19 protein-coding genes are annotated in these 20155 nt (G+C 64.0%); 9 read left to right on the forward strand and 10 right to left on the reverse strand.

Going from position 1 to position 20155, the window contains the following annotated elements; all coding sequences use genetic code 11:
• Positions 1-11 precede the first annotated feature (11 nt).
• From pbpG to BLS60_RS19805, 4 genes are all read right to left on the reverse strand, one after another.
• On the reverse strand, positions 12-917 hold the full coding sequence (pbpG, locus tag BLS60_RS19790; RefSeq protein WP_092371708.1) for a D-alanyl-D-alanine endopeptidase: 906 nt from the start codon (positions 915-917) through the stop codon (positions 12-14).
• Positions 918-1092: 175 nt separating this feature from the next.
• On the reverse strand, positions 1093-1956 hold the full coding sequence (locus BLS60_RS19795; protein WP_092371546.1) for a carboxylate/amino acid/amine transporter: 864 nt from the start codon (positions 1954-1956) through the stop codon (positions 1093-1095).
• Positions 1957-2019: 63 nt separating this feature from the next.
• The gene (locus BLS60_RS19800) at positions 2020-2382 is read right to left on the reverse strand and encodes a DOPA 4,5-dioxygenase family protein (protein WP_092371549.1); all 363 of its coding nucleotides are present in this window, start codon (positions 2380-2382) and stop codon (positions 2020-2022) included.
• The gene (locus BLS60_RS19805; RefSeq protein ID WP_092371552.1) at positions 2379-3332 is read right to left on the reverse strand and encodes a choline sulfate utilization transcriptional regulator; all 954 of its coding nucleotides are present in this window, start codon (positions 3330-3332) and stop codon (positions 2379-2381) included. Before BLS60_RS19805 ends, BLS60_RS19800 begins: the two co-directional genes overlap by 4 nt.
• 112 nt (positions 3333-3444) lie before the next feature.
• Between BLS60_RS19805 and betC the strand changes: the two genes are divergently transcribed.
• The 3 genes from betC (at position 3445) to BLS60_RS19820 (ending at position 7956) form a co-directional block, all read left to right on the forward strand.
• Positions 3445-4953 (forward strand): choline-sulfatase, encoded by a 1509-nt coding sequence (gene betC, locus BLS60_RS19810; protein WP_092371555.1) that lies wholly within the window; start codon positions 3445-3447, stop codon positions 4951-4953.
• 97 nt (positions 4954-5050) lie between these two features.
• Entirely contained in the window at positions 5051-5980 is a 930-nt protein-coding gene (choX, locus tag BLS60_RS19815; RefSeq protein ID WP_092371558.1) for a choline ABC transporter substrate-binding protein, read from the forward strand.
• Between the two features lie 410 nt (positions 5981-6390).
• On the forward strand, positions 6391-7956 hold the full coding sequence (locus BLS60_RS19820; protein ID WP_092371561.1) for a SulP family inorganic anion transporter: 1566 nt from the start codon (positions 6391-6393) through the stop codon (positions 7954-7956).
• Between the two features lie 369 nt (positions 7957-8325).
• Here BLS60_RS19820 and BLS60_RS19825 read toward each other — a convergent pair whose 3' ends face one another.
• On the reverse strand, positions 8326-9576 hold the full coding sequence (locus BLS60_RS19825) for an MFS transporter (protein WP_092371711.1): 1251 nt from the start codon (positions 9574-9576) through the stop codon (positions 8326-8328).
• Between the two features lie 218 nt (positions 9577-9794).
• Here BLS60_RS19825 and BLS60_RS19830 point away from each other — a divergent pair, with 218 nt between their 5' ends.
• Complete coding sequence (locus BLS60_RS19830; RefSeq protein ID WP_092371564.1) at positions 9795-10706, forward strand: alpha/beta hydrolase; 912 nt, start codon at positions 9795-9797, stop codon at positions 10704-10706.
• Between the two features lie 64 nt (positions 10707-10770).
• Here the strand turns inward: BLS60_RS19830 and BLS60_RS19835 are convergent, their stop codons facing one another.
• A complete protein-coding gene (locus BLS60_RS19835) occupies positions 10771-11946 on the reverse strand; it encodes a baeRF3 domain-containing protein (protein ID WP_092371567.1) in 1176 nt (391 codons plus the stop codon).
• A 10-nt stretch (positions 11947-11956) separates the two neighbouring features.
• Complete coding sequence (locus BLS60_RS19840; RefSeq protein ID WP_092371570.1) at positions 11957-12382, reverse strand: HPF/RaiA family ribosome-associated protein; 426 nt, start codon at positions 12380-12382, stop codon at positions 11957-11959.
• 214 nt (positions 12383-12596) lie between these two features.
• Here BLS60_RS19840 and phnD point away from each other — a divergent pair, with 214 nt between their 5' ends.
• The 5 genes from phnD (at position 12597) to BLS60_RS19865 (ending at position 17510) form a co-directional block, all read left to right on the forward strand.
• A complete protein-coding gene (gene phnD / locus BLS60_RS19845) occupies positions 12597-13556 on the forward strand; it encodes a phosphate/phosphite/phosphonate ABC transporter substrate-binding protein (RefSeq protein ID WP_092371573.1) in 960 nt (319 codons plus the stop codon).
• Between the two features lie 32 nt (positions 13557-13588).
• The gene (gene phnC, locus BLS60_RS19850; RefSeq protein WP_070882490.1) at positions 13589-14434 is read left to right on the forward strand and encodes a phosphonate ABC transporter ATP-binding protein; all 846 of its coding nucleotides are present in this window, start codon (positions 13589-13591) and stop codon (positions 14432-14434) included.
• The gene (gene phnE, locus BLS60_RS19855; RefSeq protein ID WP_092371577.1) at positions 14434-15264 is read left to right on the forward strand and encodes a phosphonate ABC transporter, permease protein PhnE; all 831 of its coding nucleotides are present in this window, start codon (positions 14434-14436) and stop codon (positions 15262-15264) included. Before phnC ends, phnE (BLS60_RS19855) begins: the two co-directional genes overlap by 1 nt.
• 10 nt (positions 15265-15274) lie before the next feature.
• Positions 15275-16090 (forward strand): phosphonate ABC transporter, permease protein PhnE, encoded by an 816-nt coding sequence (phnE, locus tag BLS60_RS19860; RefSeq protein WP_070882488.1) that lies wholly within the window; start codon positions 15275-15277, stop codon positions 16088-16090.
• 271 nt (positions 16091-16361) lie between these two features.
• The gene (locus tag BLS60_RS19865) at positions 16362-17510 is read left to right on the forward strand and encodes an aldose epimerase family protein (protein WP_070882487.1); all 1149 of its coding nucleotides are present in this window, start codon (positions 16362-16364) and stop codon (positions 17508-17510) included.
• Positions 17511-17632: 122 nt separating this feature from the next.
• Here the strand turns inward: BLS60_RS19865 and BLS60_RS19870 are convergent, their stop codons facing one another.
• Genes BLS60_RS19870 through BLS60_RS19880 form a run of 3 tightly spaced genes read right to left on the reverse strand, consistent with a single transcriptional unit; the run spans position 17633 to position 20099 of the window.
• A complete protein-coding gene (locus tag BLS60_RS19870) occupies positions 17633-18631 on the reverse strand; it encodes an ArsA family ATPase (RefSeq protein ID WP_092371580.1) in 999 nt (332 codons plus the stop codon).
• Positions 18622-18891: a cory-CC-star protein gene (locus BLS60_RS19875; RefSeq protein WP_070882485.1), complete on the reverse strand. Its 270-nt coding sequence runs from the start codon at positions 18889-18891 to the stop codon at positions 18622-18624. The genes BLS60_RS19870 and BLS60_RS19875 overlap by 10 nt, the downstream gene beginning before the upstream one ends.
• Positions 18888-20099 (reverse strand): carbon starvation CstA family protein, encoded by a 1212-nt coding sequence (locus BLS60_RS19880; RefSeq protein ID WP_338061649.1) that lies wholly within the window; start codon positions 20097-20099, stop codon positions 18888-18890. The genes BLS60_RS19875 and BLS60_RS19880 overlap by 4 nt, the downstream gene beginning before the upstream one ends.
• Positions 20100-20155: the final 56 nt, after the last annotated feature.

The following is a 20155-nucleotide window of genomic DNA, read 5'->3' on the forward strand; positions in this document are numbered from 1 at the left end:
GGCGCCTCGGGCTATTGAGCCGCCTGCAACTGGCGCTGCGAGGCGCGCTGCTGCTTGTAGGCCAAGGCGGCAGGTGCGACCGGGGTGACCTTGCCGGTTTCCACCCACTTGCGCAGGCGGTTGGCGTCGGCCATGTGGGTGTACTTGCCAAAGGCATCGAGCACCACGAAGGCTACCGGCTTGCCGCCCATGGTGGTACGCATCACCAGGCAGTGGCCGGCACGGTTGGTGAAGCCGGTCTTGGTCAGTTGCACGTCCCAGCCGGCCTTGCGGGTCAGCGCGTTGGTGTTGCGAAAGCCCAGGGTGTAGTTGGGCTTGCGAAACGCCACGGTCTTCTCACCGGTGGAGCTGAGCTCGCCGATCAGCGGGTACTTGCGTGTCGCCTTGAGCAGCTTGACCAGGTCATTGGCGCTGGAGACGTTGTGCTCCGACAGGCCGGTCGGTTCGACATAGCGCGTCTGGGTCATGCCCAGGGCGCGGGCCTTGGCGTTCATCGCCGCTACGAACGCGGTCACGCCGCCCGGGTAATGATGGGCCAGGCTGGAGGCGGCGCGATTCTCGGAAGACATGAGGGTCAGCAGAAGCATCTCGCGCCGGCTGATCTCACTGCCGATGCGTACGCGGGAATACACGCCGCGCATGTCGTGCACGTCGCGAATGATCACCGGCAGTTGCTCGTTCAGCGGCAGTTTGGCGTCGAGGGCGACCATGGCGGTCATCAGCTTGGTGACCGAGGCGATCGGCACGACCATGTCCGGGTTGCTGGAATACAGCACCTTGTCAGTGGTCAGGTCGACGAGCAGTGCACTGCCGGAGGCGAGTTCCTGCTTGGCAGGGGCGGCAGCCTTGGCGGCCAGGGGCGAGACGATGAACAGGCAGGCCAGGGCAAGGCTGGCGAAGGGGCGACGAATATTCACGATGGCATTCACTGGGCAAGAGATGGCTGAGAAGGCACTCCATGCCGGTGAAAAAACGTCATCCGTGCCCTATCGTCAGCAGCAAATAGGGTTTGAAAAACAGCTGATTGCGTTTGCAATTGAAGGTGCGATGTTAGCACCCGTCAAGGCCGGTTCCCATTCTCCGATAAATGGATCAGCTGGCGATAGACCGTCGACGTCCCAGACGATTGAGCCACAGTGACGCAAGGATGATCGCGCCTCCCAGGGCCAGGCGGGGAATATCGGCATCGCGGTTCCAGATCAGCAGGTTCACCACCAGCCCGGCCGGCACGTGCAGCTCGTTCATGATCGCCAGTGTGCCGGCGTCCACCTGCACGCTGCCCTTCACCCACCAGAACAGCCCAAGCGCCGTGGCGAACAGCCCCATCCACAGCAGGATGCCCCATTGCAGCGCCGTTTGCGGCAGCTTGTCCGGGTTGCCGAAGAGCAGGAACGAGGGCACCACCAGCACCATCGCCCCCAGGAAGAAGTGCCCGAAGAAGCGATGCAGCGGTTGCTCGGTCGGATAACGCATCAGCAGCTGGCGGCACAACACCTGGCCCGCCGCGAAGGTCACGTTGGCCAGTTGCAGCAGCAGGAAACCAATCAGGTATTCGCCCTCCAGGCGCTCGAAGCGGATCACCACTCCGCCCCCTACCGCCACGAGCGCGGCGACCAGCGCCCAGGGATTGAAGCGGCGCGCCAGGGCATCGTCGAGCAGGGTCACGTAGATCGGCGTGAGCACGGTGAACAGCAGCACCTCCGGCACCGTCAGCACCTGGAAGCTGCGGTACAGGCACAGGTAGGTCACCCCGAACTGCAACGCACCGGCCAGCCAGAAGCCGGCCAGCAGGCGCCGTGGCAAGCCGCGCCAGAGGGTGAAGGGCAGGAACAGCAGCGCCGCCACGGCGACCCGCGCCAGCACGGCGAAATCGCTGTCCACCCGGCCCGCCAGGTATTCGCCGATCAGGCTGAAGGAAAATGCCCAGAGGACGGTGACGGCGAGCAGGTAAGGCATGGTACGGGCTCTTGGAAATCAGGCGCGGATCATACCGTGCCGCGGCTCCCGCGTCAGAGGCGTTCAGCGCCCCTCATCAGTTGGCCGCCCCGCGGGGAAAATGGACAGGTCCAGTGGTCGCACGGCGCCCATCCACAGGGCGAGGTCACGGTGATCGACCAGATCGTTACCGGTCAGAGGGTGGACGAACACCACCAGTTGCCCGCGATTGAGCATCAGCCAGGGAACCACTTCGGCGAACAGCTCGGCGGCAAACGCCAGCTGGCAACTCCAGTCAGGGTGCGGCCCAACGGGTTGCTGGTGCAGGCGCCCCATCGTCACCGCGAAGCGTGCCGCCGCGCCCTCGCACAGCGCGCGCGCCTGCGCCAGGCTGGCGGCGTCGAAATACACATGGGCGTGGTAGCCGCGAATGAGAGCCTCGGTCATGGCGCGATCGCCATCGGATCGATCACGCGCTGCGCGGCAGGCAGCGACTCGCGGGTCATCTCGTCGCGCAGCCAGTCGGTAAAGCCCTGCACCAGCCGCACCCGTCTCTTGCGCTCGGGCAGGACCACGTAATAGCCAAAGTCCGACGCGGCGCTGCGCTCGTCGAGGCGGCAAAGCAGCCCCTGAGCCAGCAGCTCGTCGACCAGGTGCCGCCAGCCGATCGCCACGCCCTGCCCGGCAATTGCGGCCTGCAGCAGCAAGGTGTAATTGTCGAAGCGCAGGCTGCCGGGGCTGGGTGTTTCAGCGATGCCCAGGGCGCGGAACAGGCCGCTCCAGTCGAACCAGCGCGAGCGGCTTTCAGGGCGCAGGTGCAGCAGCGGCAGGCGCGCCAGCAGTTGATTGGCGCTGGCGCTCTGCCCCTTGAGCAGTTGTGGGCTGCACACCGGGAATACTTCTTCCTTGAACAGCAGGTGCACCTTGCCGTTCTTCAGGCGGCCGTCGCCAAAGCTGATGGCCACATCGATTTCCGCCGGCAGGCTGGTCATGTCGCGCTCGCTGGTGACCAGGCTGACGTCCACCTCCGGGTGCAGCTGATGGAAGCGCTGCAGCCGTGGCATCAGCCAATACGCGGCGAAGGCGAAATCGGTGGCGACCTGCAGCACCTCGTGCTGATGCCGCCCGACCACCGCATCCAGCCCGGCATCCAGCGCAGCCAGGCCTTCCTGCACCGGCCCTAGCAGCGCCTCGCCAGCTTCGGTCAGCACGATTCCGCGATAAACGCGGTCGAACAGACGGGCCGCTACCTGCTCCTCCAGCCGCTTGATCTGCTGGCTGATGGCCGGCTGGCTGCTGCCCAGTTCGGCCGCCGCGGCGGTGAAGCTCAGGTGCCGTGCCGCCGACTCGAATACCCGCAGCACGTCGAGGGAAACGCCATCGAACGACTTGAACATAAGCTGTACTTATCCTAGCCATGTGCGTCATCGCGGTTTACCCAGGCGCTGCTAGGCTGGATGATCGAAACAACACTCTCGCATAAAACAACGATATGGAATACACGCCACCATGAAGCGTCCCAACATCCTCTTCATCATGGCCGACCAGATGGCCGCGCCGCTGCTGCCGATGCACGACTCGGCCTCGCCGATCAAGGTGCCGCACCTGCAGCGCCTGGCGGCTGAGGGCGTGTTGTTCGACTCGGCCTACTGCAACAGCCCGTTGTGCGCCCCGTCGCGTTTCACCCTGGTCAGCGGCCAGTTGCCCAGCCAGATCGGTGCCTACGACAATGCCGCCGACTTTCCCGCCGATGTACCCACCTACGCCCACTACCTGCGCCGCCTCGGCTACCGCACGGCGCTGTCCGGCAAGATGCACTTCTGCGGCCCCGACCAGTTGCATGGCTATGAGGAGCGCCTGACCAGCGACATCTACCCCGCCGACTATGGCTGGGCGGTGAACTGGGACGAGCCCGAGGTACGCGCCAGCTGGTACCACAACATGTCCTCGGTGCTGCAGGCCGGCCCGTGCGTGCGCACCAATCAGCTCGACTTCGACGAAGAGGTGGTGTTCAAGGCGCAGCAGTACCTCTACGACCATGTGCGCGTGACGCCGGACCAGCCATTCTGCCTGACGGTGTCGATGACCCATCCGCACGACCCGTACACCATCCCCGAGGAGTACTGGAACCGCTACAGCGATGGCGATATCCCGCTGCCGCGCCAGGTCATCGACCAGGCCGAGCAGGACCCGCACTCCCAGCGCCTGCTCAAGGTCATCGACCTGTGGGACAAGCCGCTGCCCGAACACAAAATCCGTGATGCCCGCCGCGCCTACTTCGGCGCCTGCAGCTACATCGACGACAACATCGGCAAACTGCTGAAGACCCTCAAGGACTGCAAGCTGGCCGATGACACCATCATCGTGTTCTCCGGCGACCACGGCGACATGCTTGGTGAGCGCGGCCTCTGGTACAAGATGCACTGGTTCGAGATGGCCGCTCGCGTACCGCTGCTGGTACACGCCCCGGTACGCTTCGCCGCGCGCCGGGTCAGCCAATCGGTGTCCACCGTCGACCTGCTGCCAACGCTGGTGGAGCTGGCCGGCGGGCAGGTCGAGCCAGGCCTGCACCTCGACGGCCGGTCCCTGCTGCCGCACCTGCAAGGCAGCGGCGGGCACGACGAAGTGCTCGGCGAATACATGGCCGAAGGCACCACCAGCCCGCTGATGATGATTCGCCGCGGCGAATGGAAATTCGTCTACTCCGAAGAAGACCCGCTGCTTTTGTTCAACGTCGCGAATGACCCGCGCGAGCGCGAAAACCTCGCCGAATCGCCGGATCACCGTGAGCAGGTCGCGGCCTTCCTCGACGAAGCACGCAGCCGTTGGGACATGCCCGCCATCCACCAGGCCACCCTGGCCAGCCAGCGCCGCCGTCGCCTGGTCGCCGAGGCCCTGACCCAAGGCACGCTGAAGAGCTGGGACCACCAGCCGATGGTCGACGCCAGCGAACAGTACATGCGCAACCACATCGACCTCGACGATCTGGAGCGCCGCGCGCGGTTTCCCCAAGCGTGACGTGATGCGCCAGGTGACCCACGGAAAAGTGGGAACCTGGCGCGCTCACCTGCGTCGCATAGCCTGCCAACTAAAAATCCAACATAAGGAATTAGGCATGAAGACATTCAAGACCGCTGTCGCCGGCAGCCTGCTCCTGGCCACCAGCCTGGCCTTCCAGGCCCACGCCGAAGACGCCAGTTGCGCCACGGTGAAACTGGGCGATCCGGGCTGGAGCGACATTGCGGTGACCAACGGCATCGCCAGCCTGGTGCTCGATGGCCTGGGCTACAAGGTGCAGACCCAGACCCTTGGCGTGCCGATCATCTTCGCCGGTCTGCAAAAGGGCCAGGTCGATGTGTTCCTCGGCAACTGGATGCCCGCGCAGCAGGCCAACCACGACAAGTTCGTCGCCAACGGCAAGGTCGACAAGGTCGCCGAAAACCTCAGCGGTACCGAGTACACCCTGGCCGTGCCGACTTACGCGTACGAGGCCGGAGTGAAGACCTTCGCCGACCTGGAAAAGCACGCCGACAAGTTCGGTCGCAAGATCTACGGCATCGCCTCCGGCGCGCCGGCCAACGAGTCGATCAAGGAAATCATCGCCGCCAACGAATTCGGCCTCAAGGACTGGACGCTGGTCGAGTCCAGCGAGCAGGCCATGCTGGTGCAGGTCGGCCGTGCGGTGCGGCGTGACGAGTTCGTCGCCTTCCTCGGCTGGACGCCCCACCCGATGAACGTGCAGTACGACATGAAGTACCTCAAGGGCGGCGAGAAGTACTTTGGCGAGAGCGGCAGCGTCAACACCCTGGCCCGTAAAGGCTACGCGACGCAGTGCCCGAACGTCGGCAAGCTGCTGAGCAACCTGAAGTTCACCCAGGAGATGGAGAACGCCATCATGGACGCCGTGCTGAGCAAGCAGGCGAGCAATGACCAAGCCGTGAAGAACTGGCTCAAGGCCAACCCGCAGGTGATCGATGGCTGGCTCGAGGGCGTTACCACTCGCGACGGCGGCGATGCGGTAGCGGCAGTGAAGGCCAAGCTGTAGGGCCGTCAGGGCGTAGGGTGGATGGCGCTTTTTCATCCACCATTGCGATTCCCAGAGCGGTGGACGGGCCGGGCCGCGCAGGTGAAGCGTCGTCCACTCTGCGCGACTGGCTAAAAGGGATCACCGGCAGCGATGAAGGCCAAGCTGTAGGGCTGTCAAGGCGTAGGGTGGATGGCGCTTTTTCATCCACCATTGCGATTCCAGAGCGGTGGACGGGCCGGGCCGCGCAGGTGAAGCGTCGTCCACCCTGCGAATACTCGCTTTTGATAGCTCCCACGCTCCAGCGTGGGAGCCAAGCCGGGACGCTCTGCGTCCATGAACGCCGGTTTCACACGAAGCGTGAGGAACGATCAGATAAACGCCTCTGCTACCCTGTCCGCCACCCAACCACCCGCTACCTGAGCGACCGCATGCGCTTACCCAGCCGATACAGCCTGTTCCCCTTCCTGCTCTGGTGGCCGAACGTCACCCGGCGCACGCTGGGTACGGACCTGCTGGTCGGCTTGAGCGGCGCAATTCTGGCTTTGCCCCAGTCGATCGCCTACGCGCTGATCGCCGGGCTGCCGGCCGAATACGGGCTCTACGCGGCCATCGTGCCGGTGATCATCGCCTGCCTGTGGGGATCATCGTGGCATTTGATCGGCGGGCCGACGGCAGCCATTTCCATCGTTCTGTTCACCAGCGTCAGCCCCATGGCCCGGCCAGGCAGTGAGGAATTCGTCGCGCTGGTGCTGGTGCTGACCTTTCTCGCCGGGCTTTTCCAGTGGCTGCTCGGGCTGTTGCGCTTCGGCAACCTGGTCAACTTCGTATCGCCCTCGGTGGTGCTCGGTTTCACGCTCGGCGCCGCGCTGGTGATCGCTCTCGGGCAACTGCCGAACCTGCTGGGCCTGCAGGTCGACAGCCAGCGTACCGCCGTCGCCACCCTGATCAACCTGGCCCAGCACCTCAAGGAAGCGGATTGGCACGCGGTGCTGGTGGCGCTGTTCACCTTGCTAGTAAGCCTGGCGTGTCGGCGCCTCTGGCCACGCTTGCCGGCGCTGCTGATCGGCGTGGTTGCCGGCAGCCTGCTGGTTGCAGTGCTGCCAGGCTTCTTCGCCAGCATCACCCTGGTCGATGCCTTCGAAGGTACGCTGCCGCCATTCACCGCGCTGGATTTCGAGGTCAACAGCCTGCTGCAGCTGCTGCCTGCCGCCATTGCCTGCGGCATGCTCGGCCTGGTCACCAGCCTGTCCATCGCCCGCTCCCTGGCGGCCAAATCCCAACAGTTGCTGGATGCCAATCAGGAGGTCCGCGCCCAGGGCCTTTCCAACCTGATCGGCCCGTGGTTTTCCGGCTCGCTGTCGGCCGGCTCCTTCACCCGCTCGGCGCTCAATCTGCAGGGCGGCGCCACATCGCCGCTGGCCGGCGTATTTTCGGCTGTGCTGGTCGCCGCATTCGCGGTGTTCTGCGCGCCGCTGATCGCGCACATCGCCCTGCCCAGCATGGCCGCGGCGATCCTGTTGATCTGCTGGGGGTTGGTCGACATGCCAGGTGTACGCGCGCTGCTGCGGGTCAGCCGCTCGGAGTTCGTGGTGATGCTGCTGACCCTGCTGGCCACCCTGGTGCTCGAGCTGCAGACGGCGATCTATGCCGGCGTACTGGCCTCGCTGTTCTTCTACCTCAAGCGCACATCGCAGCCGCGCTTCAAATACACCGGCGATGGAGACGAAGAACTGCTGCGCCTGGAGGGCTCGATCTTCTTCGGCGCCTGCCACTATGTGCAACAAGTGCTGCAACTCAGCCGCGGCGAACGCGTGGTGGTCGATGCCCGACACATCAACTTCATCGATTACGCCGGCGTGGAAATGCTCCACCACGAAGCCCGCCGTCTGCAGACACAAAACCGGCAACTGGTGATCCGCCATGCCCGCCCCCACGTGATCGAAGAAATCCAGAAACTCGAAGGCTCTACCTGCCCGGTGCAGTTCGAGGACTGAACGCTCGCCCCCGGGTGTCGCTGCGCTCGACCCAGGCTACAAAAAATGGTGCCGAACCTGACGCATCAACGCACCCAACCCCGTAGCCTGGAGCTGAGCGAAGCGATACCCAGGAAGCACTGTCCGCCCAAACCCGCTCACGAGCGAATCCGACCTGTAGGAACCGCGACCCCGCGGCGAAGGTGGTCACAACGCCATCTTGCAGAACGGCCACAGTCGATTCGCCCCGAGGTCGGGGCTCTTACATTCCGGCAAATTTGTGGACGATCGCAACGTCCTTCTCAGGTGTTGCTGCGCTCGACCCGGGCTACGAAAAAATGATCCCCACGCTGCGCTCAACGCCAGGCGACGAGAAACGTTTAATAGGTGTTAGCGCCAACCGTGGCGATAAAAATAGCGCCACACCAGCACCAGCGCTGCCAGCCCCAACGCGCTTGCGCAGACGAACAAGCCGTCATAACCCAGTGCCTTGGCCAAAACGCCGCTGGCGGCACCGACAAAGCCACCGAGCAGAATCTGCGTAGAAGCCTGCAGGGTGAAATCCGCGCCCTCATGGCCGGGGCGGCACTGGCGCATCATCGCGGCGAACAGCGCTACCGTGGACAGCCCGTCGGCCGCCTGCTCGAACAGGGTCAACGCATACACCAGGGCAACGTCGCCGCCACGACTGACCAATAGCGCCAGCGCGGCCAAACTCACGGCCTGCAAGGCGCCAAAAATCAGCAACGCGCGCAGCACACCCAGGCGCGCATACAGCAGCCCGCCCAGCAGCGCGCCCCCGATGCCGACCAGGCTGCTGATCAGCGTCAGTTGCCCCAGCTCAGCGTTGCTCCAGCCCTGGTCCACCAGCATCGGCTTGATCATCGGCGAACCAAGGGCGTCACCCAGCTTGAAGGTCAGCACTACCGCCAGCCACAGGCCCATGCCGGGCAGCGCCAGCAGGCCGCGGTAATGCTGCCACAGCAAACTCGGCCCTATCGGTTCGACGCAGGCAACCCGAGGCGGCAAATGACGCGCTTCGGCGAAACGCCAGATCGGCAGCAGCGTCAGCGCCAGCAACCCCGCCAGCAGCAGCATCGACAGATTCCAGCCAAAACGGTCGATGACCAGCAACAGGCCGCTGCCACTGATGATCATCCCGACCTTGTAGCCGCCCACCTGCAGGCTGTTGCCCAGCCCGCGCCAGCGCTCGGGCAGCAGGCGTACGGTCAGGCCATCAGTGGCGACGTCTTGCGTGGCGGCCGCCAGGTTGACCAGCAACAGCAAGCCGAGCAACAGCGGCAGGTGGGCACCGAACAGCGCATCCGGGGAGAGCATCGTCAACGCCAGCAGAACCAGCAGCACGCCGCTTTGCAGCGGCAGGATCCAGCCGCGGTGATGGCCCAGGCGCCGCGACGACAGCCGATCCACCCAGGGCGCCCACAGCACCTTGAGCAACCAGGGCAGCGCCAGCAGCTTGAGCAGCCCGATCAGCGCCAGGTCCACGCCGTGCTGGCGCAGCAGCACCGGCAGCGCATGGGCGATCAATCCTGATGGCAATCCCTGGGCGCAATACAACGAGGCCAGGAGTACCACGGTGGCGGCGGCGGGACGGCGCAAATCGGCAGGCATGGGCGTCATGAACAAATCCGCAGCAGGTGAACGGCGCAGCATAGCGCAGGCTCGGAAGCGTCAGCAGTCCGTCATGTGCCGGTAACAACTCGATACCCGAAAACCACGGCCCGAACGAACATCAGCACGCCGTTCCGGTCTATTCGCCTATCACGCTTTCACGTCCCGTCTGCCGCCCCTCAGCGTCGCAGGCAGCGGCGTCATGTTGTCGAGCAACACGGAGATCCATGGCCACATCACTTATCCACACCCTGCGCCGCCGTTGGTTCAGCCTGAGCTTGCTGGTCTGCCTGGCCGTCGGCCTGCCGGTCGGCTGCGCCAAATTGGAAGAGAAGGAACGCGAGCTGGTGTTCCGCATCGAGCCTGGCACGGCCAGCTGGTTCAGCGGCTTGCCCGCCGGGGTCGAGGAAATGACCCTCAGCGCACCGCAGTTCGGCGACACGCAGAACATCCACGCCTGGTGGTGGCCGGCGCAAAAGAAGGACGCGCCGACGCTGTTGTACCTGCACGGCTCACGCTGGAACCTTACCGGCCAGCTGTTTCGCATCGAGCAGCTGCACGCCATGGGCTTTTCGGTGCTGGCCATCGACTATAGGGGGTTTGGCGAGAGCCTCGGTGAGCTGCCCTCGGAGCGCACGCTTTATGAAGACGCGGAAATCGCCTGGCAACGCCTCACCGAATTGCAGCCAGACCCGGCCAAACGTTTCGTCTATGGCCATTCCCTGGGTGGCGCCGTAGCGGTCAACCTCGCTGAATCTCTGAGCCGCGACCGAAACACACCGCCGCTGACCGGGCTGATCATCGAGTCGACGTTCACCAACCTCGCCGATGCCGCCACCGAAGTGGCCAGCGAATACACCTCGTTGCCGGTGCGCTGGTTGCTGTCGCAGAAATTCGACTCGCTGAGCAAGATCGGCGACATCAAGGTGCCGGTGCTGATCGCCCACGGCACCAATGATCGCTACATCCCGCAGCGCTTCAGCGAAAGCCTGTTCCAGGCTGCCAGTGAACCCAAGCGCCTGTTGCTGATCGACGGCGGCAACCACAACAACAGCCTGCGCACCGGCAGCAGCGAATACCGGGCGGCGATTCGCTCGTTGTTCGCACCGAAAACCGTCGGCGCGAACAACGAGAGCTGAGTGCCTGCGTATCGGGCGCGAGCATGATTAGTCGCGAGCAGGCGGCGGACCCAGGCCCGCCACCTCAGTATCGATAAACCGCAGCCACCCCGCTGTCGGTCGGCATTACCCGCTCCGGGGGTACGACCACCACTTCGCCGCCGTGACGGATCACCGCAAGGATCAGCTCGTCGAGCACATCCTCCGTGGCAGGATCACCGTCCTCGTGCAGCACCACCTCGCCGCTGCTCAGGTCCATGGTGCCGGCGACCCGCTGCTCGGCGGCCACCAGCAGCAACGCGACCCGACCTTCAACCGCGGCGCGGGCGATAGCCGGCAGTTGATCGCCGGCCAGCTGCTGCCCCACTGCCACGCCGTAGCGGTTGAAGGCCTCGTCCAGTTTTTTGCCATGGCGGATGCTCATCAGCTCCCCGCAGGCCGACGCCAGCTGGGCACTGGACAACGTGGCGGGGTCGACTTCAACGCCTTCTGCCATCAGCAACGGGTTGCGGCTCAACGCCCTGAACACCGCCTGGTTTTCCGGCAGCGCCGCCAGGATCAGCGGCAGCTTGGTAACCCGCGAACAATGCTCGGTGATTTGCTTGTCGACGATCCGGAAGAACCGCTCGCGGTCCAGGTTGATCTCGTCCTGCTTACCGCCACCGCCTGACTCATGCATCATCGGGTCACCACGCTCACCGCCGCCGCTGAAGCCATCGGGGTGGCCCTGCTGGTCCCTTGAGGTCAGCTCATCACCCAGCGCTTCGACCAGATTGGTCGGCACCGAATCGGGCAGCTCGACGGCGTGCAGGCGTTGCGTCGACCCTTCATGCACGGACACGCTGTCGCGCGACAGGCACAGCACCTGGTAACGGTCAGCGAGCGGCGCCAGGCGTAACAACGGTTTCAGGTACGGGTGGCTGTTGACGATGGCGACCTCTTCGACCGGCTGATGCAGCCCGACTACCTGAAAGTGCGCCTGACCGGCAAAAATCGCGATGCCGGCAGGACAGTTGTTCCAGAACGCGGCGTCGTCGATCAACGCCTGGATGGGCGCGAGTACCGTGTCTTTTTGCAGTTGTGGATAACGTTGCTGCAACGAGGTCTCGAGGGTCTTGAACAGATTCTTCAAACGGATAGGGTCTTGCGTGCGCTCCGGAAACGTCCGGTGCGTGGGCATGTACAGGCTCAGGTTGGGTTGATCGGCCAGCGCCATAAGCGCGCTTACCGTCTGCTGCGTAAGGGGTTGGATTGGGGTCATGACCGGCTCCTCATTCTTTTCCCAGATCAGCCTGCTTGGCGAGGAATTCGTCCTCGAGCATGGCGTCGATTTCTGCTGTGGAATCTTCATGCACGACCGGCGCTGTCAGGTGCCCGGTCGACTCGACCCGCTGCGTCAGCCGGCCTGTCAGATGCTCCAGCGCGTGGCTCATTTTCCGTGCGGCGCCGGCTACCGCCAGGTCCAGGCTTTGCGCCTTGTGGGTCACCGACAATGAGCTGTGGCCCTTGGGCCGCGCTTCGATCTGGCAGCGTTTGTCCTGGGCGCCGCCTTTATGCGAGTTGACATCCCCGACGTGGATTTCCACCCGCGTCAGCAGATCGGTGTAGCGCTCCAACTCGTCGACGACGCGGCCGCCGACCCACTTCTGCAGGTCGGTACCGCCTTCGATGTGATTACTGTCCACCTGTACGTGCATGTCGTGATCCTCCGCTTCGGCGTCGAAAAGGCGCCTGTTGCCTGTAGAAGATCGAGCAAAACAATCAGTTCCGGGAGGTGGATAACTGGCGATCTCTCAATCGCACAAAGCACTTGCGTGCGCTGTGCAACCAGCCACTCGTGGCGCTGCAGCAAAACCGTCACAAAACCGCACTAAGGTGGCCGGAATCTTTCCAGCCCGTAGGGATACAACCATGCTGCGCAACGCCACCCGCTCTAGCCTGCTTTATGCACTGCTGCTGCCACTGATGGGCAGCGCCCACGCTGCCGACCTGTCCACCCGCTACAACGACAGCAATGGCGACATGGTGGCCGATGCGCCGACCGACGAAACCAAGTGGGTCGATCCCAGCACGCTGATCTTCGCCTACACGCCCGTCGAAGACCCGGCGGTATACGCCAAGGTGTGGGACGGTTTCCTGCAGCACATGGAAAAAGTGACCGGCAAGAAGATCAAGTTCTTCCCGGTCCAATCCAACGCGGCGCAGCTCGAAGCCATGCGTGCCGGTCGTCTGCACATCGCTGGTTTCAACACCGGCTCGGTGCCGCTGGCCGTCAACTGCGCCGGTTTCGTGCCCTTCACCATGATGGCCGACAAAGCTGGCAACTACGGCTACCAGATGGAAATCATCACCCACAACGGCAGTGGTATCGATGATGTTGCCGGCCTGCGCGGCCACACCCTCGCCTTCACTTCGCCGACGTCCAACTCAGGCTTCAAAGCACCGTCGGCGCTGCTCAAGTCCGAGTTCAACCTGGAAGCGGACAAGGACTTCAAGACAGCCTTCTCCGGCAAGCACGACAACTCGATCATGGGCGTGGTCAACCGCGACTACGACGCCGCCGCCATCGCCAACTCGGTGCTCGCGCAGATGCAGGCACGCGGCATGGTCAAGCCGGATCAGTACAAGGTGCTCTACACCTCGCAAACCTTCCCCACCACCGGTTACGGCTACGTCTACAACCTCAAGCCGGAACTGGCCGAGAAGATTCGCCAAGGCTTCGAGACGTTCGATTGGGAAGGCTCTGCCCTGCAGGCCGAGTTCAAGAGCTCGGACGGTGAGCAGTTCATCCCGATCACCTACCAGAAGCACTGGGAAGTGGTCCGCAAGATCGACCAGGCCATGGACGTGAGCTACTCGTGCGACAAGTGACAGACACTGGTCAGGCAAATGAGCAGGCGGCTATGAGCCTTCTCGAGATAAAGGGTCTGGGCAAACGTTACGCCAGTGGTGATCAGGCGCTGGCTGACGTGCGCCTGACGCTGCCCAAAGGCCAGGTGATGGCGCTGATCGGGCCTTCCGGGGCGGGCAAGAGCACCTTGATCCGCTGCATCAACCGGCTGGTAGAGCCGAGCGAAGGCGAGGTGCTGCTCAGCGGCCTGTCGCTGACCAAGCTGCGTGCCGGCGCGTTGCGCAAGGCACGTCGGCGCATGGGCATGATCTTTCAGGATCACGCCCTGGTCGACCGCCTGACGGTGATGGAAAACGTATTGTCCGGGCGCCTCGGTTATGTCGGTTTCTGGCGCAGTGTCTGGCGCCGCTACCCGCAGGCCGATGTGCAGGAAGCCTTTCGCCTGCTCGATCGTGTCGGCCTGGCCCACGCGCTCGACAAGCGCGCCGATGCATTATCCGGTGGGCAGCGGCAACGGGTCGGCATTGCCCGCGCGCTGCTGCAGAACCCCGATCTGATGCTGATCGACGAGCCCACCGCCAGCCTTGACCCGAAAACCTCGCGGCAAATCATGCGCCTGATCCGCGAACTGTGCGAAGAGCGCGGCCTCACCGCGATCATCAATATCCATGACGTCGACCTGGCGCGCCGCTTCTCGGACCGCATCGTCGGCCTGCACGCCGGCCGTATCGTGTTCGATGGCTCGCCCGACGCGCTGGATGCACCGACCCTGACGCGCATCTACGGCGAAGAGGATTGGGAAACCACCGTTGGCGAATCCACCCAGGAGGATGAGCCGGCAGACGAGCCGCGCGAGCCATACCAGGCGCGTGCGGGCTGGGCAGAGGCCGCGAGCTGATGGCCGCGCCACTGCCTGCAACCGACCGCCTGGCCCGCGCCCGGGCCGGGTACTGGAAACCACCGGCACTGATTCCCGGCCTCACCCAGCGTTGCCTGGTGGTCGCTGGGTTGGTGCTGTATCTGCTGCTTGCCGGCGCCAGCATCAACCTGGACTGGAATCGCATCGCCGAAGGATGGTCACGCGGGCTGGCCTTCGCAGCCGGCTTCGTTAACCCGGACTTCACCAGCCGCGGCGGCGACATTCTCGACGGCCTGCTGGAAAGCCTGGCCATGACGCTGGTCGCTACGGTTATTGGTATCGCGCTGTCGATTCCGGTCGGCCTGGGCGCCGCGCGCAATCTCGCGCCACTGCCGATCTACCTGTTCTGTCGGTGGCTGATCATGGTGTCGCGGACCTTCCAGGAAGTCATCATCGCCATCCTGTTCGTGGTCATGTTCGGTTTCGGGCCGCTGGCCGGTGTGGCGACGCTGGCCTTCGCCACCATCGGCTTTATCGCCAAGCTGCTCGCCGAGGCGATCGAAGACATCGATGCGCGTCCCGTCGAGGCCATCCGCGCCACGGGCGGCAGTTGGCTGCAGGTGCTCAACCATGCCGTGCAGCCGCAGATCATGCCGCGCCTGATCGGGCTCTCGCTGTACCGCCTCGATATCAATTTCCGCGAATCGGCAATCATCGGCATCGTCGGCGCAGGCGGCATTGGCGCGACGCTCGGTACCGCCATGGACCGCTACGAATACAACACCGCTGCGGCTGTGTTGCTGATCATCATCGCCATCGTGCTGGCCTCGGAATATTTCTCCGGGCATGTGCGTCGCTGGCTTCAGTAAGGCTTTTGTCATGCCCTTGATTCATGCCGCAACGGCAGAACCGCAATGGCGGCGTCGCACCTCCGCGCAACAGTGGGGCCATTGGCTCATGTGGTTTGCCGGTGCGCTGCTCTTCGTGTTCTGCGCGCGGTTCATTTCTGAAAATACCCTGTGGGAGTTCGTCGAAGACGCCGGCAGCCAGGGCGCCTCGCTGCTGGCACGCATGCTGCCACCGCGCTGGGACTACACGCCGGCATTGCTGCAGCCGCTCTGGGACACCCTCAACATCGCCACCCTGGGTACCGCGCTCGGCGTGCTGATGGCCTTCCCACTGGCCTTCCTCGCCGCACGCAACACCACACCATCACCGTTCATTCGCAGTGCAGCGCTGCTGATCATCGTGTCGTCGCGGTCGATCAACTCGCTGATCTGGGCAATGCTGCTGGTGGCCATGCTCGGCCCTGGCGTACTCGCCGGGATCATCGCTATCGCCCTGCGCTCGGTCGGTTTCGTCGGCAAGCTGCTCTACGAAGCCATCGAGGAAATCAGCCACTCGCCAGTCGAAGCCATGGCGGCTACTGGCGCGGGCCGCTTGCAGGTGCTGCAGTTCGGCGTGGTGCCGCAGATCATGCCGGCCTTCGTCGGCACCGCGCTGTATCGCTGGGACATCAACATCCGCGAATCGACCGTGCTGGGCCTGGTAGGCGCTGGCGGCATCGGCTTGCAGCTCGATGCGGCGATCAACAACCTGGCCTGGGATCGGGTGAGCATCATCTTCATCCTGATCTTCGCGACCGTGATTTTTTCCGAATGGGCCTCGGCGCGGATGCGTCAACGGCTGTCGTAACCAACGGCCCTCAAACAGGCGACATCACCCGATGTCGCCTGCGACTCCAGCCGCTCGCTGAGCGCGCCCCCGCACCGTGCTCGCACCGCGCAACCGTGCTCTCCCGTTCGGGACGAACGGTCTGCGCTGCAATCGCCTTTACCGGCTAACCTGTTTATTCGGTATCAATCTGTTGCGAACAGGTTGCGAGGGCCACACCTTCGCCGCTGTACCGCGTCCTTCGCATCAGTAGAACGACTCCCCCGCAAAACAATAAAAAGGAAGTTCGACCATGACGCACTCTCGCCACCTGCTGTCCGGCCTTGCCTTATCGCTGGCACTTGCCAGCGCGGGCACACACGCTGCGGGACTGACCAGCGAGCAAAAACCATTCGGCAAAACCAATGACGGCACGCCCGTCGAGCAATATGTGCTGCGCAACAGCCATGGCATGGAGGCCACGGTGATTACCTACGGCGGCGTACTGCAGTCGCTCAAAGTGCCGGACAAGCATGGAAAATCCGATGACATCGTGCTCGGCTTCGACGACGTGCAGGGCTATCAGGCCGGCACGGCGTTCTTCGGCGCGACCATCGGCCGTTTCGGCAATCGCCTGGCGGGTGGCGCTTTCGAACTGGATGGCAAGCGCTACCAGGTGCCGCTCAACGACGGGCCGAACGCGCTGCACGGCGGTGCCGAGGGCTTCGACAAACGAGTGTGGGAAGCAAAACCCGTTCAAGACAAGAACTCGGTCGGCGTGACCCTCACCTACCTGTCGGCAGACGGCGAGATGGGCTTCCCGGGTAACCTGAAAACCGAAGTTACTTACCGCCTCAACGACGACAACGAACTGCACATCGACTACAAGGCCACCACCGACAAGCCCACGGTGCTCAACCTCACCAACCACAGCTACTTCAACCTGGCCGGCGCAGGTAATGGTGACATCCTCAAGCAGGTCGCAACGCTGCACGCCAGTCACTACACGCCGGTCAACAAAACGCTGATCCCCACCGGCGAACTGGCACCGGTGAAAGGCACGCCGATGGATTTCACCCAACCGACGCCGATTGGCCAGCACATCAAGGACGACCACGAGCAGCTCAAATTCGCCGAAGCCAAACAGGGCGGCTTCGACTTCAACTGGGCGCTGGACGGCAAAGGCGACATCCAACAACTCGCCGCCGAGGTGCACGACCCGCAATCAGGCCGCCGCCTGCAGCTTTACACCACGGAGCCAGGCGTGCAGTTCTACACCAGCAATTTTCTGGATGGCACGGTGAAGGGCAAGGCGGGCAAAACCTACGCGCACTGGAGCGCCTTCACCCTGGAAACCCAGCACTTTCCGGATGCACCGAACCAGCCAACGTTCGCCTCTACGCGGCTGAACCCAGGGCAAACGTATACGCAGAACACCGTGTTCAAGTTCTCGGCGGACTGAGGACACGCTCTCTGCGTTCGTTGAGCCGCAACGGGGCCAGATTTAGCCAGCCCAGGCAGGCAGCAATCAATCTGCCCCCGTTGCGCTCACGCCCGTGCTCCCCAGACACCTGGGGGGCGGCTTCAACTACGGGCGGCAAGCAGCTCGGCAAAAGCCTGCAGTGCCGGCGGCCCCTGCACATCGCTCGCCAGCAGCGGCAGTTGCTGTATGGGCAAATGCCCTAGCACCAGACGCAGCTCGTCAAGGTAACTTTGCTCCTGCACCCGGCGCTCGGCAAGAAAGGCCCCGGCATCAGCCGGTGAGCGCTTGTTGACCACCAAAGCGGCAACATCGACACCGCTGCGCTGCAACTGCGCATGCAGCTCGATGCTCTCCAGCACCGGCAGACGTTCGGCCGCCAACACGATGATGAAGGCGCAGCGGTTGGCGTCGCCGAGCACTTCGCGCAGTTGCGTAAAGCGATGCCGGCGGCGATCCAGCAAGCGGCGCACCTGGCTGTCACGATCCTCCGGCGAGTCGCCCGGCTCGCGGCCCAGCAGCGATTCGCCAAAGCCGCGGTCATCGCCACCCAGATTGCGCAGCACCGCACCAAACCCGGCGCTGCGCTCACGTCGACGCATCAGCCCCTCGGTCCAGGCTGCCATCATCTCCGGCAGCGCCATCAGACGCGCCGTGTGCCCCGATGGAGCAGTGTCGAAGACCAGCAGATCATAGTCGTGCAGACCATTGTCGACCGTCTCCGCGATGCGTTCGAGCAGCGCCGCCTCATGCATACCCGGCGCATCGCGCGACAAGCTCATGTGCTTGTCCACTTCGCCAGCCAGATGCGCAGGCATCAGTTTGCGCAACGCCGCACCCACCTCACTCAGGTGCTGTTCGACGGCGGTCTGCGGATCGAGTTCGAGGCCATCGAGCCCCTCAGCCAACGACACCGGCCTCGGCCCAACCGGGCGCCCCCAGAGGTGGCCCAAGTTGTGTGCAGGGTCGGTGGACACCAGCAGCACACGGCGCCCGGCCTGGGCCTGGGCCAGCGCTGTGGCCGCCGATACCGTGGTTTTGCCGCCCCCCCCCTTGCCGCCGATGAACAGCACGCGGCGATTCCCGGCCAGTTCTAGCAGCATCCGATGTGATCCAGTGGCGAGCGCTCCATGCCCATGCGTCGATGCCAGTCATGAAAGCGCTCGTACAACACCGGCATCAGCTCCAGGGTGTAATAGGCCGCGGGGTTGGGCACGCCGAGGGTTTCGCCGAACACCAGCAGCATGAACAGATCATCCTCGTCGCGCCGGGCACGGGCGAAGGTTCGCCGGTACGGCGCGACATAGAATTCGCGCAGCCCGGCGGACACCCGCTGCAGCAGTGGCGGCTTGCGCTCGCTCACCCGCGTTGCTCGCGATCTGCCTCAACCTCGACGGGATCGGGGCCTTGGCGCATGGCGATCACCGACTCCAGGGTCACCCACAACGCAGCGATCAGAATCACTACGTCCATGCCCAACAGCAGCCAGTTCTCGGCGCGGTAGAACTGGCCCATCTGCACCAGCAGGGCGAAGATCGACATGGCCAGCAGGAACACCAGCGGCACCAGGGTGTAGATGGCCGGGCGTCCCTTCTTGATCAGAATCACCGTGATGATCGCCAGGGTCAGGCCAGCCAGGATCTGGTTGGTCGTACCGAACAGCGGCCAGATGATCATGCCACCACTGCCATCGGCACCAGCGCCGAAGGCCAGCGCCATGCAGACGCCAACGGCCAGCACCGTGCCGAACAGCGTGTTGACCTTGATCCCGGCCAGCTCGCCGGCCTCCTGGATAACGAAGCGCTGCAGGCGCAGGCCGGTGTCCATGGTGGTGCCGGCGAACAGAATCGCCATCACCGCCAGAATGGTCGCCCCCAGATCCGCCGGCAGGCCCAGGCCGTTGGCCAGCAGGCTACCGCCGCCAGTAACGAAGGCATTGACGCCACCGGTCCCGAATGCGGTGTACACCGCCTGCCAGTCCACCAGAGTAGCGAAGCCGGCGGTACAGCAGATGATCGCCGCGAGCGACAGCATGCCCTCGCCCACCGCGCCGAAATAACCGACGAATCGCGCGTCGGTTTCCTTGTCCAGCTGCTTGGAGGTGGTGCCCGAAGCCACCAGCCCGTGGAAGCCGGAAATAGCGCCACAGGCGATGGTCACGAAGAGCAGCGGCACGATGCTCGGCGTGCTGTCCGGCAGGGCATCGTTGAACGCAGGCGCGACGATTTCCGGCGCACCGAACAGCACCGCTGCGTAAAGCAGGCCGAGGCCGACGAACAATTGCAGGCCGTTGATGTAGTCGCGTGGTTGCAGCAACACCCATACCGGCAGCAGCGAGGCAATGGCCGCGTAGGCGAACAGCAGCAGGATCCACACCGACTTGGCCGACAGGCCCAACACCGTTTCCGGCAGCGCGACCGGCACCGCGTTACCCAGCAGGATCAGCGCGTAGAGCACTGCAACGCCGATTACCGATGGCCACAGCAGGCTGACCTTGTAGCGATAGATCGCCTGGCCGATGAGGAAAAAGGGGACAGAATTATTTTTCCGCCATTGGTATGAGCCGAAAATAAATCCCCCCTTTTCTCTGGTTGCTTTGAGTCTTAGCGCAGGGCCGACTAATGGTT

Source organism: Phytopseudomonas seleniipraecipitans (genome assembly GCF_900102335.1).
Classification (GTDB): Bacteria; Pseudomonadota; Gammaproteobacteria; order Pseudomonadales; family Pseudomonadaceae; genus Aquipseudomonas; species Aquipseudomonas seleniipraecipitans.